Raw genomic sequence first — 14,288 nt, 5'->3', positions numbered from 1 at the left:
TTAGATATGATTCAAGCAGAGCATCTATCAAAAACTTATTCAGTTATAGATAAGGAAGTCGGTTTAAAAGGATCAATCAAAGCCTTTTTCAAACCAAAGAAAAAATTAATCCCAGCGGTTCAAGACATTTCCTTGCAAGTTGAGAAAGGAGAAATTATTGGATATATAGGCTCAAATGGTTCTGGTAAGTCAACCACAATCAAAATGTTAACTGGAGTCTTATTTCCTGACAAAGGACAAGTCCGCATTAACGGGTTGAATCCGCAAGAGCAACGTAAGGAAGTGAATAAGCAAATTGGCGTCCTCTTTGGGCAAAAATCGCATCTTGACTGGAATTTACCCGTACAGGAATCTTTTATTCTACACGCCAAAATTTATGATGTTCCAGATCAGCTATTTAAAGAGAGATTAGCTGTATTGATTGACTTATTGGATTTGGCAGACATCATGAAGCAACCTATCCGTAACCTCTCTTTAGGACAACGAGTTCGCTGTGAATTTGCGGCTATCTTTATTCACCAACCTGCCGTTGTCTTTTTGGACGAACCAACCATCGGCTTGGATGCCAGCGTAAAGGAGACTATTCGCTCCTTTATTCGCTACATGAATCAGCAATATCAAACCACCTTTTTGATTACTTCCCACGATATGAAGGACATTGAGAGTCTCTGTGAGCGGATTTTCATCATTGATAAAGGCAAAAAAGTTTACGATGGTTCTCTGACCATTCTAAAAGAACGGTTTTCCACTATCAAAACCATCCTTTTTTCCACAGAAAAACCAATTGAACAGGACTTACAATTGGAAGGCTTGGAATTTGTTCGAAAAGATGATTTTCACTTTGAAATCCACTACCAAAGTAAATTTTGGACCAGTGCTCAGGTGATTGAGCAAGTCTTCAATCACTTTACTGTGGAAGATGTTACCATGAAAGAATTGGAAATTGAAACCATGGTCCGCCAAATTTATGAGGAGGGTATTCATGCGTAAATATTTCTATATGACCCGCCTGACTATGATGACTGCCATGCAATACAAGGCTTTCTTTCTAGCGACCTTCGTTTCACTGGTAGTGAAGATCTTGGTGGCTCTCTATGTCTGGAAAACTATTTTCTTTACTCAATCTGAAGTCAACGGTTTTACCTTGCAAACTTTTACCACTTATATTATTTTCGCCAATTTACTAGCCAGTTTGAATTCTTTCTCACTAGGTGAAGATTTATCTTATAGTATTTTGAAAGGGAGCATTGCTGGAGAATTTCTCAGACCCTACTCCTTTATCCTAGCCCTCTTTTTCAAAGATTTAGGAAATAAACTGTTGGAACTCTTTAAATTTGGACTAGTATTTATCGGAATCTTGCTTGTTCATCAAGATTTCTATTTGCCTGATGGGAAAACATTGCTCCTTTTTCTCGTCAGCTCCATCCTCGGCATGTTTATCGTCCAACTACTTGATATGGCTTTTGGATTTTTGGCTTTTTTTACAGTCAACGCTTGGGGCGTTATGCTCTTGAGAACCGGTCTCTTCAATCTAGCCTCTGGGGCACTCTTGCCACTCAGCTTTTATCCAAAAGCCGTAGAAAACTTTTTAAAGCTATTGCCCTATAATTATGCTGTTAATGTCCCTATCTCCATTTTACTTGGGCAAGAAAGCGATCTAAGGGCTTTGGGCTTGCAAGTTCTTTGGATACCTTTTCTTGCTATTTTTATTGCAGGCCTTTGGTCTCAAGCCAAACGACGCATTGTCATTTTTGGAGGTTAACATGAAAAAATATATCAGCCTCTACTTGTATAATATCAAAGTCTTCATGATGGCTCAGATGTCATTTCGCGTGGACTTCTTTATCGGGCTCTTCTCCTCTTTGATTGAACAAATTGTCTATCTCATTTTCCTCAACATTCTATTTGGAAACATTAAAGAAATTGCCGGTTTCAATTACGGCCAAATGCTTTTCATCTATGGAATTGCAACAGTCGGTCGATCTATTCACTTAATTTTCTTTGATAATCTTTGGATGTTCGGTAGTCGCTATATCCGACAGGGTGAATTTGAACGACTCTTGCTGATGCCTGTCAATCCACTCTTTCAACTCATTTGTGAACGAATTCAGCCACAAGGAATTGGAACGACGCTTATCGGTTCCATTGCCCTCTTTCAAGCTTCCAAAGAACTTGGCCTGGAATGGAGTCTTGGCAAACTAATCTTACTCATTTTTATTACAATTTGTATTGGCTTACTCTATGCAGCAATACAACTTGGACCTACTGCTCTTGCTTTTTGGATTGTAGAGTCTTTTCCATTAACTATGGGTATTTTTGCCCTTAATCAGATGGCCCAATATCCTCTAAATATCTATCCAAAAATCATTCAAATTCTTCTAATTTTTGTCTTTCCTTACGCCTTCACAGCTTATTTCCCAGCACTCTATTTTTTAGATTTGTCTATGTGGGGACTAGCCTTGCCACTTGTCCTTATCGTCATATTTAGCATCAATTACAAAATCTTCCGCTACGGCATGACCAAATTCACCAGTGTAGGTGGTTAAAGACAGCGGAGCTGGATGTCAGTAGAGACTAGGAAGTGGCTAAGGCATGTTGGAAATTAAGTCAGTGACCGTTGCTTTTAGAGTCTGTTAGTTTGCTTTTAGTACTAGGCGACATGCTACAGACAGTCCGGCCTACACCTCAGTTCCTTGTCTGACTAGGCGACGCTGATGCAGATAGAACCCTGTTACTATTTTGTTTCAAGGTAACAGACTGAAAGGCTCCAGTGGAGCCTTTCACTCATCAAATCAAGTCAACAACGTCTGCTTTTGATTTTTGAAGAGTATAAACTAAATGACGATATCATTACCTACTAAAACAGCTTGACCGCCTTTAAGCAGTCAAGCTGTTTTAGTTTGAGGTCAGCAGTACTTGTTCAACCACTTCTAATACTCCTGATTGATTATTTGAAGGAACAACAAACTTTGCTGCTCTAATCACTTCCTCTGGACTACCTTCCATCGCATAGGAATATGTAGCATATTCGAGCATTTCTAAATCGTTACCACTATCACCAAATACCATTATTTCACTTGGAGAAATCTCCCATCGACGGGCAAGAAAGTCTAAAGCGATCCCCTTGTTAATTCCTGAAGGGATAATATCAATAAATCCAAACCCACTAGACACCGCACGGGCTTTTCCTTGACCAACTTGATTAAGCTCTTTCAACAAATCCGGAACAACTTCTTCTGGTAAATGAAGAGTGATTATCGTCATCTTATCATTCGGTAATTGTAAGAGGCTTTCCACCTCCTCACAGACAAAATTATGAACTTGAATAAGTTGTTTAAAATCAAGATTTACATCTTTTGCATAATAAAGTGCTTTAAAACCGCTAACTGAACAGGACCTTAGCAAATCCTTTTGATTTAATATTTCTAATATTCCCTCTACAATATCTTTCTCAAAATGAGATTCAAATATTCTGACACCGTTTTCTACTATAACAGCACCAACTTCGGAAACAATGGTCATTTGATTTGCTTCTTCCGTAAAAAAGGAACGAATCTGTTGGTATTGGTTTCCAGAAATGGCCGCCATCCGTACCCCCATTTCTTGCATTTTCTTGAATATTTTCTGAAATCTTGGACGGTCATAATCATTTTGAGAATTGAGGAATGTCCCATCCATATCAAAGGCAATTAATCGAATCATTTTACTCCCTCTCTTGTCTAATATAGGTCTCTATTACTCGGAAAACTCCTGACTCTAGATGGCTAGGCGCCCTATATTTGGCAATTGCCTTAACTCTATCTGTCGCATTTTCCATGGCATAGGAATACCCTACGTAGGACAATAATTCGATATCGTTGTCTGAATCACCAAAGGCCATCACGTGCTCAGGGGCAATCCCTAATCTGTTCAAAACCTGCTCCAAGCCCCAAGCCTTATGAATTCCATGTGGTAAGATATCAATTGAGCCGTAACCACTCGTTACTGCAACTAATCGACCTTGAAAAGCCTGATTAAACTGCTCAGTTAGTTGATCTACGCGATTTTCAGGCACCCATAGACCGACCTTATAAATCGGTTCAGAGGTAGGATAAGTACTGAGATTTTCTAAGTATTTTACTCGATTTTGGAAAGCAGCCATTTGTGCAGGCTCGATTGGTAAATCAGTTCCTGCAAAAGGCATGTTTGCTCCTACCTGCATATAAATATTTTCTTCATTTGATAACATCAGACACACGTCAGCCCATTGTCCGCTGAAAAAATCTAAAATAGCCTTCGTTTCCTCTTGCAGAATAGTACGACGAATAAGTGTTTTACCATTCTGATAGACATGAGCCCCATTATCTGCTACAAATATTAGTCGGTCTTCAAATCCTTTACAAAGTTGCAGTAATCTACCCATTCCATTGCCGCTAGCGATCACAAAAGGAATATTTTTTTGATCTAACTGATTCAAAATGATAGAAAAACGTTCTTTATCAAAACTTCCCTGACCATCTAAAAATGTTCCATCCATATCTGTTGCTATTAGTTTAATCATACATCAATCCTTTCCCTTTCAATGGAATTTCAAATCAAAGGCCCACAATTCTTACCTCATTATATCAGTTCTTAATCTATATTTTACAATTATAAAACAGAAAACTCTCTTGTGTTGCTTAATAAGTCTACAAAGTAATGCATTTGTAGTAAGATATGATAAGAAAGAGGTGTATCAAATGGCCACAAGTCCAACTCAAATCAGAATTGAAACAACCGTTAAAGAAGACGCTAATGCCTTGTTTGCAAGACTGGGCTTAGATATGTCCAGTGCAGTGAATATCTTCTTACGCCAATGCGTGTTGCGCGGCGGTTTACCATTTTCCGTGGAGCTACCAAAATACAATCAAGAAACCTTGGAGGCAATGGAAGAAGCACGAAAGAATTCACGTGATCAAAATGTACCAAGTTATGCAACTGTCCAAGATTTATTTAAGGTATTGGATGAAGAATAATGTATCAAATAAAGTTCACGAACAAATTCAAAAAAGCTACAAGTTAATGAAGAAACTTGGATACGATCTGGGTTTGTTGGAAGAAATTATTACGAAACTAAGCCAAGGTATCCCACTTGAAGACAAACATCAAAATCATATGCTGACAGGAAATTTTTCCGGATATTATGAGTGCCATATTATACCAGATTGGCTCCTAATCTATTTAATAGAGAATGATATTCTAACCTTGACCTTGATTGATACTGGCGCACACTCAGATTTATTTTAGTCACTCACTAGAGTGGCTGTTTTTATTTTATAACTCATTCCAACTAGTCGACTAGATAAAATCAGCCTGTATAATTTCTGAAATAGCACTGCAAAGCTGGTCAAATGTTTTTGGATAAGCATTCGAACCTTCAATTCTCAACGGCGCATTTCTTTTAAATAGAATGTCTACATACCATTGAGTGCCATCTAGAACGTATGGATTTACGTATTCTTCATCCCACTCAAGCAGTTTACAATTTTCTAAATCATATCTAAACTGAGAGGCAGAAAAACTTAATTCTAGCTCACTCCTTGAATCATGGTCATCTATATGAGTATAAATAACTTCCTCATCTTCAAAATCCATTTCAACAGAATTAATCGGACCGAAATATCCTCCAATCCAAACCCTCATACATTGTATATCTTGATAGCCCCTACTCATGTTTAACTCCTTCTTATCTACAGGAATTTCAGACTATACCTATTTATCTTATAACTGTCTGGCATCGTTTTGCTGAACCTTACTTGGTCAACTGCAGATGTTCTTCATTCAGAATTTAGATAGACTCTACTATTCCTTCTCCTCAGTTACCCAATCCAAAGCCATAAATTCATTCATCTCAGCATAGGCTGTATCTACCCGCTCCTGGGTTACTGCATCCAATTGACCATAATGCTTGCCACCTTGGACAAAATCTTCCAAAATCAAGGTTTGATAGGTATAGAGCTCGTAGCCTTCCGGTGAAAAACGTCCCTTAGGTTCCTTGCTGACCCAGGTCGGATGGGCCTGGGCTGTTTTGATGCGGGTCACGCCGTCCTTCTTCTCTATCGTCACGTCCATCAGCACCCCACGCTCGGTCCACTGGGCATTGGCAACACCCGCCATGGTCTCAATCCGCTGGTTAGAAATAAAATTCCCCATAGAGTAGATGATTAACTTCTTCTCACCGTCTTTTTCAACCGTCTCAGAAGGCTCCGCTACATGGGGATGCCCGCCAAACACCAGGTCTGCTCCCCAGTTAATCATGTCATGATAGAGACTAACCTGCTCCTCCGTCGGCTCCAGCTGGTATTCTACACCCGTCTGAGGCATGACGATAGTAATGTCCGCCTCTTTCTCAGCCAGTTCAATCTCAGCCTTCATCTTCTTGCGGTCAAAATCCGATAGATAGGCATTGTATTCTTCCTGGGTCAATGATGCCTCCATCCCATTGAATCCATAGGCATAGGCAAGAATTGCTACCTTGATACCATTGACATCACGAATATAGATGGGAGCCGTCGCCCGATTGCCCTCCGCATAGACGCCAACTGCATCTACATTGACATCCTTAAAGGTCTCCACTGTGGAAATGAGGCCCGACAACTGTGAATCCAGAATATGATTATGGGCCAAATCCACCACATCATAGCCTGCATCACGAATATCCTTTGCCACCTGGGCCGGCGCATTAAACAAAGGATAGCCAGCCAAAGGAAAATCAGGAGAAATAGTCCCCTCAAAGTCCGCAATAGCCAAATCAGCCTGCTCAATCCAGGGTTTCACATAGGTAAAATTCTCAGAAAAATCATAGGTCCCATCCGCCTGGAGAGCACTCCAATAGAGGAGATCATGGTAAAGCAAGTCCCCATGAGCCATGATACGGGCGGTCTGCACCTCATCCTGCTTGCCTGAAAACCAAGAACCTATCCCAGATGATTGCTGGCTGGTCCTATCCGCCTTACCAAACAAGGGCAAAACATGATCATGCACGAGAATAATGGACAGGATGACCGCAGCCAAAAGGCAGATAAACATAAATTGGCGCTTGTTTCGTGCCTTTCTAGCAAGTTTCCGACGTTCCTGTAATGATGTTCTAGACATAGAAGGCGACCTCTCTCTTTCCTATAATCCCTTTCATTATACGCCTTTTTACCTCAAAAATCCAGACAATACCTGTGTACTTTTACAAGAATTTTACACATATTTCTCCTAGATTCCCTGGCTAATCTGTCAATTTATGATAGACTGAAATAAGAATAGATTTGGAGAACACTATGCCGCAGCACATACAAAACAAACAATTTTTAAAAGATGTCTTTCTCTGTTCACTAGCCTCCTACGGCGGGCCCGAAGCTCACTACGGTGTCTTTAGCAGGGAATTGATTGACAAAAAGAAGTATATCAGCCAGGAGGAGATGACGGAACTCATCGGAATTTTTTCGCTCTTGCCTGGACCTTCCAGCACACAAACCATTACTGCCATCGGCTATCGTGTAGGCGGGCCATGGATTGCCTTGGCTAGCTTTCTCATCTGGATTCTTCCTGCCTCAGTCATCATGACCAGCTTAGGAATCGGTCTGGAATGGGTAGCTCAAAACCAGGCTTGGAACAAGCTACTGATTTTCTTACCTACCGTAGCGGTCTCCTTCATTCTCTACGCAGCCATTCAACTGACCAGGAAGGTCGTCACGTCCAAAAAAGACCTCATCCTATACATCTCTTTCTGTCTTCTGAGTTTTGTTCTTATTCCACTTTCTAGCTGGTCTATTCTCTTGCTTCTACTTGCAGGAGGTCTAGCAGGCTTGGTGCCCGTCTGGGGGCAAGCCGGACAAGAATTGCAAAATATCCCCAAAACCAGCAAGGTCAGATGGCAATTGCCAGCCACCATTATCATCCTAGCTATTCTATTTTCTGCAATGGCAAACTATTTTGGTGGCGATAGTCGCTTGTTTGCATCTATTTATCGCTATGGCTATTCCATCATTGGCGGTGGACAAATCATGATTCCGCTAATGATTCAAGACCTGGTCAAACAAGAAGGATTTCTCAGCCAGGCTGATTTTCTAGCGGGCTATAGCTTGGATCAGGCAGTTCCTGGGCCACTCTTCAGCTTTGCTTCCTTTGTCGCTGCCCGCTCTGTGACAGGAGGAATAGTGGTAAAATTCCTAGCTGGCCTATTGGGTGGAGGACTCATTTTCCTTCCTGGAATCTTGCTTGTCTATTTCGCAACCCCCCTTTGGCAGGTCTATCGTCAGTTACATTATGTTTCCTCATTCTTAAAGGGCATCTCCTGGGCGGTCGCTGCCATCATCAGCTGGACAGCTTTGAATCAGTTGCAGGGCCTATCATCAGGAGGGGAGTACTTCATCTGTATTCTGGCAACCCTACTCCTCCTATCCAAACGCATCCCGTCTCCACTACTAGTCATCGCCGTTATGCTATTAGGATTTTTCATCGGTTAAAAGTATTGAATAATAACTAATTAGTGATATAATAAGAGATAGATAAAACTCGACTGGAGGTGGATGAGTCCCAAGCAGTCACGAACGGAGGTCTATTATGTTACACATTCGGTATTATCAATCACAAATTGCCCATCCATCAGAAAAGCAGTATGGAAGTCCAGAAGAATTTCTGATGCTCCAATCTCGGGAAGTTCAGCAACTACAGGATTTCTTCGTGATTGATAGTGTCACCCTTGATGGCCAGGAGCTAGTGGATATGCACCAAAAAACCATCGGTGATTTGTTTAATTATTTTAACCGTAAGTAAAAGAGTTTGGAAGCCCCAAACTCTTTTACTGTTTCTTTTTTACGCTTAGTCATCCAAATGGTGCAATTTCCCACGGAAATCTTCGATGGTTTCATAGCCTTTTTCAGCCATAATGTCTCGGAGTTCTTGGGTAATGCGGTCAAAGGCTACTAGCCCTTCTTTTTGCAGAGTTGTCCCGATTTGAACCATACTGGCACCGCAGAGAATGTGTTCAAAGGCATCGCGTCCTGTCAAGACACCACCCGTTCCCACAATTTGAATTTCTGGCTTAAGACGTTGGTAAAAGGCATGGACGTTTGCCAAAGCAGTCGGCTTGATGTATTCGCCACCGATACCACCAAATCCATTTTTAGGCTTGATAATTACGCTCTCATCTTCTATATAAAGACCGTTGCCAATCGAATTCACACAGTTGACAAACTTGAGCGGAAATTGATTGAAAATCGCAGCAGCCTGGTCAAAATGTACAATATCAAAATAAGGTGGCAACTTGATGCCCAGCGGTTTGGTGAAATAGGCAAAGACTTCCCGCAAGATGGTTTCTGTCGTTTCAAAATCATAGGCAATCTGCGGTTTCCCCGGAACATTCGGACAAGAAAGATTGAGTTCAACTAACCCTTGAAAGGTGCTATCCTGCACTTTTTTGAGAATGGTGTGGGTCTCGTCTGGCGACATGCCTACTAATGAAAGAACAAAGGTGCGTTCTGGTTCCTCTTCCTGTAACCCCAAAAGATAATCCAAATAATAATCCAGACCTTGATTGGGCAAGCCCATGGAATTAATAGACCCCAGCGGTACATTTTTGTAGCGCGGCTCTGGATTCCCCGCCCGGTATTCCAGTGTAGCGGTCTTTGTGACAAAGGTTCCTGCTGCTGAGTTTTTCACACCGTCCAACTCTTCCTTGGTCATGCACCAGACACCTGCCGCATTCATCAAACAATTGTCAAAAGAAAATCCACCCAATGTCGTCGCTGTTGAAACCATTCTATAACTCCTTTTTGCGTTTTCTAGCTTGATTATACCATAGAAAACATACGGATTTTCCCTATTTACTGCCATTGTTCGGCTTTTATCAGGGAATTTTGAAAATTTTTTCATTTTCTTCTTTACATTTAAAAATCATAGTGCTATAATAATTTTCAGATAAATTAAATTGTCAGACAATTTAATAATAAATAAAGAAATCAGGTGACTCCTATGACAAATGCAAAAGCATACATCCAAGCATCATTTGAAGCTGTAAAAGCTCGCAATCCACACGAAACAGAATTCCTCCAAGCTGTTGAAGAACTCTTCTCTACACTTGAGCCTGTATTTGAAGCTCACCCAGAGTATATCGAAGAAAACATCTTGGCACGTATCGTTGAACCAGAACGCGTAATTTCTTTCCGTGTTCCTTGGACTGACAAAGACGGCAAGGTGCAAGTCAACCGCGGCTACCGCGTTCAATTTAACTCAGCTGTAGGTCCATACAAGGGCGGTCTTCGTTTCCACCCAACTGTTACACAGTCCATCTTGAAATTCCTCGGTTTCGAGCAAATCTTCAAAAACGTCTTGACTGGTCTACCAATCGGCGGTGGTAAAGGTGGATCAGACTTTGATCCTAAAGGCAAAACAGATGCTGAAATCATGCGTTTCTGCCAAAGCTTCATGACAGAATTGCAAAAACACATCGGCCCATCACTTGACGTGCCTGCTGGTGACATCGGTGTTGGCGGTCGCGAAATCGGCTACATGTACGGTCAGTACAAACGCCTTCGCCAATTTGATGCAGGTGTCTTGACTGGTAAACCTCTTGGCTTCGGTGGCTCTCTCATCCGTCCAGAAGCAACAGGCTATGGCTTGGTTTACTTCACTGACAACATGCTTGCTGCCAACGGTAAATCATTCAAAGACCAAACAGTCCTCATCTCAGGTTCTGGTAACGTTGCCCAGTATGCTGTTCAAAAAGCAACTGAACTCGGTGCCAAAGTTATCTCTGTTTCTGACTCAAATGGTTACATCATCGACGAAACAGGTATCGACTTCGACCTCTTGGTAGACATCAAAGAAAAACGTCGCGCTCGTTTGACAGAATACGCTGCAGAAAAAGCAACTGCTAAATACTTCGAAGGTTCTGTATGGAACTACGATGGCAAAGCTGACATTGCTCTGCCATGTGCGACTCAAAACGAAATCAACGGCGAGCAAGCTGCTGCCCTTGTGAAAAACGGTGTATACTGTGTGGCTGAAGGTGCCAACATGCCATCTGATCTTGATGCTATCAAAGTTTATAAAGAAAACGGCGTTCTTTACGGTCTTGCTAAAGCTGCCAACGCTGGCGGTGTAGCCGTATCAGCCCTTGAAATGAGCCAAAACAGCCTTCGTCTTTCATGGACTCGTGAAGAAGTAGACGGCCGTCTTAAAGACATCATGGCCAACATCTTCAACACAGCTAAAGAAACCGCTGAGAAATATAACCTCGGCACTGACTACCTTGCAGGTGCTAACATCGCAGCATTCGAACAAGTTGCAGATGCTATGATTGCCCAAGGTTTGGTGTAAATAGATTAAAACGAGCTGGAAGTCCCAGCTCGTTTTAATTGTGATTCATTTCGTATACTCTAACATATTTCTGATAGCAAATCAAGCGCTTTTCTTTTCCGCCAGTTTGTCTCCAGGCATTACTTTTCAGGAAAAGGTTAATATACGTCAACCATCAAGCTACCATCACAATATCATGTCCGGTGTTCGTCCTATCTCTAGTATACAAATCTGTAACTCCCTAATTTATATAAGTTATCATGCCATACATATCCTCTTATCTATACTTGAATAAATCTGAAACCACCAATTGCGGCATTGGTTTACTTGACACCACCGTTCATTCCTCATCCGTAGCAGAATTTTGAAATCTTCTCTACTTTATCCTATAATAAAAGAAAAAATAGAAAGGACTAGGGCTTCCGTATTTAGTTGAACTGAATACGGGCTAGGGACTGGGTCAAAAAGATAAACGAGAACAGGACGCTTGCATCGTCCTTCTGGCTCCTATTTTTTTGTGTCCGCTTACCCCCTTTTATATCTTATACCATGAACTTTCAAGACTACATCCAAGATTTTACTAGCGTAGCTGTGGAGCAGGCACAGAGCCTGCTAACTGCTCAAGAGGGCGCCATTCTCTTCATCGGAAGAGCAACCTGCCCTTACTGCAACCGCTTTGCGCCAAAACTCCACAAGGTAGCCCAAGACAAGCAAGTGACCGTCCACTTCCTTGACTCCAGCCAAGTCAGCCCTCAACTCCAGGCCCTTCGCGACCACTACCAAGTTCCTACCGTCCCAGGTCTCCTCGTCGCTAAATCGACTGGTGTCCAAGTCCGCTGCGACTCCAGCATGACTGAAGAAGAAATTGCAGCTTTTATTCAAGGCTAATGCTAGACATTTCCTACCAAGCCAATACCTTCCATATCTCTCATCACGGAAGACCACTCGGCAAGATTCACAGCTACCAAAATCCCTACCACCAGACCAATATCTATCTGCGACTAGATTTGGTTGATTTCGATTGGACCATAGCAAAGCAGCTCTTCCAGTCCCTACAGACTTCCTTAGACGGAAAACCTCTTCAAGTTATGCTCTCCTCAGCAGAGCAGGAAAGAATCCATCTCCTCACCGCAGCAGGCTTTGTCTGCAAACGAAAATGTTACGAATTTGAAGTGACCAAGCAAGACTATCTCAGTCAAACAGGCACTTCCAACTTAAGCATAGTCCGCAAAGGCACCGCACTCTACCAAAGAGCTAGCCAGCAAATTTTTGATCACTATCAAACAGTCCACCAAGACATCAATCCTTGGACTGCCAGTCAAGAAGAATTTGAAAAGGGCTTACCTGATCTGGTTTATACAGACTCAGAAAATTGTGCCTTCGTAGAAAACAATGAAATTGCCTACGTATGCGGAAAAGATGAACAAAGCTTTGATTCCTTCATCCAAGCAGTTATTTGCCAACTATTTGAACAGTATGAACAAATTAGCTTTGAGGTAGATGATTGCGATTCTATCGCCATGTGTTTGGCTGACCAATTCCGACAACCAAACAAGCCTAGCTGGGATACTTATATTTTAGAAATCTAACAAAAAGCACCGGCCTTGTGGTCGGTGCTTTTTAAGGAGATTATGAAAAATATTTAGGATTGATACTAGTATAACCGAATCAAACATAGCCGACATCCGCCCTAAGACCGATTTTGCAAAAAGAACTCCCTTTCGGAAGTTCTTGAATTGTCGAGTAGTCTTTCAGTTTGCTTTTAGTACTCGCTTCAAAGGTTTGGGGAACCTTTGAAGGCTGGAGATAGTGCGAACCAAGTTCACCTCAAAAAGAGCCGTACAGCTTGTAAAGCAAGTCACATTCGTGAAGGACAGCTCTCAATATGAAAAGAACTCCCATTCGGAAGTTCTTCTAAAAATGATTATTTACCAAGAGCTGCCGCCATTGTCGCTGCAACTTCTGCTTCAAAGTCGTTTGAAGCTTTCTCGATACCTTCACCCACTTCGAAACGAGCAAATTCTACAACTGAAGCGTTCACTGAGTTCAAGTAAGCTTCAACTGTTTTGCTGTCGTCCATGATGTAAACTTGTGCAAGAAGTGTGTAAGCTTGGTCAACTTGAGTGTTGTCAAGTAAGAAGCGATCCATTTTACCTGGGATGATTTTGTCCCAGATTTTTTCTGGTTTGCCTTCAGCTACCAATTCAGCCTTGATTGCTTCTTCAGCTGCTGCAATGATTTCGTCTGTCAACTGAGCTTTTGAACCATATTGCAAGAGTGGCAATGCTGGTTTGTCAACCATTGCACGGCTTTCGTTGTCTTGTTCAATCTTGTGGTTGATTTGTGCCAACTCATCTTTAACGAATTGCTCATCCAATTCTGTGTAAGAAAGAACAGTTGGTTTCATCGCAGCGATGTGCATTGAGATTTGTTTTGCAAGAGTTTCGTCGCCACCGTCGATTACTGAGATAACACCGATACGTCCACCATTGTGTTGGTAAGCACCAAATGCTTGAGCATCTGTTTTTTCAACCAATGCAAAGCGACGGAATGAGATTTTCTCACCGATAGTTGCAGTTGCGTTTACATATGCTTCTTCAAGAGTTTCACCTGAAGGCATTGTCAATTTAAGAGCTGCTTCGTTATCAGCTGGTTTACCTTCTGCAATTACTTTAGCAGTTGTATTTACCAATTCAACGAATTGAGCGTTTTTCGCAACGAAGTCTGTTTCAGCGTTGACTTCAACAACTGCTGCTACGTTACCATTCACGTAAACACCTGTCAAACCTTCAGCTGCTACACGGTCAGCTTTCTTAGCTGCCTTAGCCATACCTTTTTCGCGAAGCAATTCAATCGCTTTTTCGATATCACCGTCAGTTTCTACCAATGCTTTTTTCGCGTCCATAACGCCAGCACCTGATTTTTCACGCAATTCTTTAACGAGAGCTGCTGTAATTTCTGCCATGTCTATTCTCCTTGTT

The 14,288-nt window shown here is 41.8% G+C and carries 16 protein-coding genes; 10 read left to right on the top strand and 6 right to left on the bottom strand.

Annotated elements, in window-relative coordinates; translation table 11 throughout:
- Positions 1-6 precede the first annotated feature (6 nt).
- Genes AB1F57_RS02435 through AB1F57_RS02425 form a run of 3 tightly spaced genes read left to right on the top strand, consistent with a single transcriptional unit; the run spans position 7 to position 2,546 of the window.
- A complete protein-coding gene (locus AB1F57_RS02435; RefSeq protein WP_105138413.1) occupies positions 7-990 on the top strand; it encodes an ATP-binding cassette domain-containing protein in 984 nt (327 codons plus the stop codon).
- Complete coding sequence (locus AB1F57_RS02430; protein ID WP_167785626.1) at positions 983-1,762, top strand: ABC-2 family transporter protein; 780 nt, start codon at positions 983-985, stop codon at positions 1,760-1,762. Before AB1F57_RS02435 ends, AB1F57_RS02430 begins: the two co-directional genes overlap by 8 nt.
- A gap of 1 nt (position 1,763) precedes the next feature.
- Entirely contained in the window at positions 1,764-2,546 is a 783-nt protein-coding gene (locus AB1F57_RS02425; RefSeq protein ID WP_024396967.1) for an ABC transporter permease, read from the top strand.
- Positions 2,547-2,895: 349 nt separating this feature from the next.
- On the opposite strand, the gene AB1F57_RS02420 is transcribed toward AB1F57_RS02425, so the two are convergent.
- Positions 2,896-3,702: a Cof-type HAD-IIB family hydrolase gene (locus AB1F57_RS02420; RefSeq protein ID WP_367986039.1), complete on the bottom strand. Its 807-nt coding sequence runs from the start codon at positions 3,700-3,702 to the stop codon at positions 2,896-2,898.
- A gap of 1 nt (position 3,703) precedes the next feature.
- Positions 3,704-4,540, bottom strand: coding sequence for a Cof-type HAD-IIB family hydrolase (locus tag AB1F57_RS02415; protein ID WP_254610591.1), 837 nt, complete (start codon positions 4,538-4,540; stop codon positions 3,704-3,706).
- A gap of 178 nt (positions 4,541-4,718) precedes the next feature.
- Between AB1F57_RS02415 and AB1F57_RS02410 the strand changes: the two genes are divergently transcribed.
- On the top strand, positions 4,719-4,994 hold the full coding sequence (locus AB1F57_RS02410) for a type II toxin-antitoxin system RelB/DinJ family antitoxin (RefSeq protein WP_367986038.1): 276 nt from the start codon (positions 4,719-4,721) through the stop codon (positions 4,992-4,994).
- On the top strand, positions 4,984-5,265 hold the full coding sequence (locus AB1F57_RS02405; RefSeq protein WP_367986037.1) for a type II toxin-antitoxin system YafQ family toxin: 282 nt from the start codon (positions 4,984-4,986) through the stop codon (positions 5,263-5,265). Before AB1F57_RS02410 ends, AB1F57_RS02405 begins: the two co-directional genes overlap by 11 nt.
- 51 nt (positions 5,266-5,316) lie before the next feature.
- Here AB1F57_RS02405 and AB1F57_RS02400 read toward each other — a convergent pair whose 3' ends face one another.
- Both AB1F57_RS02400 and AB1F57_RS02395 read right to left on the bottom strand, forming a co-directional pair.
- Positions 5,317-5,691 carry a hypothetical protein gene (locus tag AB1F57_RS02400; RefSeq protein WP_174852580.1) on the bottom strand — a complete coding sequence of 125 codons (375 nt, stop codon included), beginning with the start codon at positions 5,689-5,691 and terminating at the stop codon, positions 5,317-5,319.
- Positions 5,692-5,820: 129 nt separating this feature from the next.
- Positions 5,821-7,047, bottom strand: coding sequence for a CapA family protein (locus AB1F57_RS02395; RefSeq protein WP_172010415.1), 1,227 nt, complete (start codon positions 7,045-7,047; stop codon positions 5,821-5,823).
- Positions 7,048-7,286: 239 nt separating this feature from the next.
- On the opposite strand from AB1F57_RS02395, the gene AB1F57_RS02390 reads away from it, so the two are divergent.
- Together AB1F57_RS02390 and AB1F57_RS02385 are read left to right on the top strand one after the other, a co-directional pair.
- Positions 7,287-8,474, top strand: coding sequence for a chromate transporter (locus AB1F57_RS02390; RefSeq protein WP_367986036.1), 1,188 nt, complete (start codon positions 7,287-7,289; stop codon positions 8,472-8,474).
- Between the two features lie 97 nt (positions 8,475-8,571).
- The gene (locus AB1F57_RS02385) at positions 8,572-8,784 is read left to right on the top strand and encodes a hypothetical protein (protein WP_174852578.1); all 213 of its coding nucleotides are present in this window, start codon (positions 8,572-8,574) and stop codon (positions 8,782-8,784) included.
- Positions 8,785-8,829: 45 nt separating this feature from the next.
- On the opposite strand, the gene AB1F57_RS02380 is transcribed toward AB1F57_RS02385, so the two are convergent.
- A complete protein-coding gene (locus AB1F57_RS02380; protein WP_174852577.1) occupies positions 8,830-9,768 on the bottom strand; it encodes a dihydroorotate oxidase in 939 nt (312 codons plus the stop codon).
- A 213-nt stretch (positions 9,769-9,981) separates the two neighbouring features.
- On the opposite strand from AB1F57_RS02380, the gene gdhA reads away from it, so the two are divergent.
- The 3 genes from gdhA to AB1F57_RS02365 all read left to right on the top strand — a co-directional run bounded on the left by gdhA (position 9,982) and on the right by AB1F57_RS02365 (position 12,896).
- Positions 9,982-11,328: an NADP-specific glutamate dehydrogenase gene (gene gdhA, locus AB1F57_RS02375; protein WP_367986035.1), complete on the top strand. Its 1,347-nt coding sequence runs from the start codon at positions 9,982-9,984 to the stop codon at positions 11,326-11,328.
- Positions 11,329-11,856: 528 nt separating this feature from the next.
- Positions 11,857-12,195, top strand: coding sequence for a thioredoxin domain-containing protein (locus AB1F57_RS02370; protein WP_174852575.1), 339 nt, complete (start codon positions 11,857-11,859; stop codon positions 12,193-12,195).
- Positions 12,195-12,896 carry a GNAT family acetyltransferase gene (locus AB1F57_RS02365; RefSeq protein ID WP_174852574.1) on the top strand — a complete coding sequence of 234 codons (702 nt, stop codon included), beginning with the start codon at positions 12,195-12,197 and terminating at the stop codon, positions 12,894-12,896. Before AB1F57_RS02370 ends, AB1F57_RS02365 begins: the two co-directional genes overlap by 1 nt.
- A gap of 335 nt (positions 12,897-13,231) precedes the next feature.
- On the opposite strand, the gene tsf is transcribed toward AB1F57_RS02365, so the two are convergent.
- Entirely contained in the window at positions 13,232-14,272 is a 1,041-nt protein-coding gene (tsf, locus tag AB1F57_RS02360) for a translation elongation factor Ts (protein ID WP_167785617.1), read from the bottom strand.
- Positions 14,273-14,288 lie beyond the last annotated feature (16 nt).

Origin of the sequence: Streptococcus nasisuis (genome assembly GCF_040836615.1) — a bacterium.
In the GTDB taxonomy this organism is placed as follows: Bacteria; Bacillota; Bacilli; order Lactobacillales; family Streptococcaceae; genus Streptococcus; species Streptococcus suis_V.
This window is presented reverse-complemented; position numbering and strand designations above follow the sequence as displayed.

What these genes read in the sequence shown, in the direction of transcription:
- AB1F57_RS02435 (WP_105138413.1), top strand. Translation starts at nt 7, where the DNA reads ATGATTCAAGCAGAGCATCTATCAAAAACTTATTCAGTTATAGATAAG.
- AB1F57_RS02430 (WP_167785626.1), top strand. Translation starts at nt 983, where the DNA reads ATGCGTAAATATTTCTATATGACCCGCCTGACTATGATGACTGCCATG.
- AB1F57_RS02425 (WP_024396967.1), top strand. Translation starts at nt 1,764, where the DNA reads ATGAAAAAATATATCAGCCTCTACTTGTATAATATCAAAGTCTTCATG.
- AB1F57_RS02420 (WP_367986039.1), bottom strand. Translation starts at nt 3,702, where the DNA reads ATGATTCGATTAATTGCCTTTGATATGGATGGGACATTCCTCAATTCT.
- AB1F57_RS02415 (WP_254610591.1), bottom strand. Translation starts at nt 4,540, where the DNA reads ATGATTAAACTAATAGCAACAGATATGGATGGAACATTTTTAGATGGT.
- AB1F57_RS02410 (WP_367986038.1), top strand. Translation starts at nt 4,719, where the DNA reads ATGGCCACAAGTCCAACTCAAATCAGAATTGAAACAACCGTTAAAGAA.
- AB1F57_RS02405 (WP_367986037.1), top strand. Translation starts at nt 4,984, where the DNA reads ATGAAGAATAATGTATCAAATAAAGTTCACGAACAAATTCAAAAAAGC.
- AB1F57_RS02400 (WP_174852580.1), bottom strand. Translation starts at nt 5,691, where the DNA reads ATGAGTAGGGGCTATCAAGATATACAATGTATGAGGGTTTGGATTGGA.
- AB1F57_RS02395 (WP_172010415.1), bottom strand. Translation starts at nt 7,047, where the DNA reads ATGTTTATCTGCCTTTTGGCTGCGGTCATCCTGTCCATTATTCTCGTG.
- AB1F57_RS02390 (WP_367986036.1), top strand. Translation starts at nt 7,287, where the DNA reads ATGCCGCAGCACATACAAAACAAACAATTTTTAAAAGATGTCTTTCTC.
- AB1F57_RS02385 (WP_174852578.1), top strand. Translation starts at nt 8,572, where the DNA reads ATGTTACACATTCGGTATTATCAATCACAAATTGCCCATCCATCAGAA.
- AB1F57_RS02380 (WP_174852577.1), bottom strand. Translation starts at nt 9,768, where the DNA reads ATGGTTTCAACAGCGACGACATTGGGTGGATTTTCTTTTGACAATTGT.
- gdhA (WP_367986035.1), top strand. Translation starts at nt 9,982, where the DNA reads ATGACAAATGCAAAAGCATACATCCAAGCATCATTTGAAGCTGTAAAA.
- AB1F57_RS02370 (WP_174852575.1), top strand. Translation starts at nt 11,857, where the DNA reads ATGAACTTTCAAGACTACATCCAAGATTTTACTAGCGTAGCTGTGGAG.
- AB1F57_RS02365 (WP_174852574.1), top strand. Translation starts at nt 12,195, where the DNA reads ATGCTAGACATTTCCTACCAAGCCAATACCTTCCATATCTCTCATCAC.
- tsf (WP_167785617.1), bottom strand. Translation starts at nt 14,272, where the DNA reads ATGGCAGAAATTACAGCAGCTCTCGTTAAAGAATTGCGTGAAAAATCA.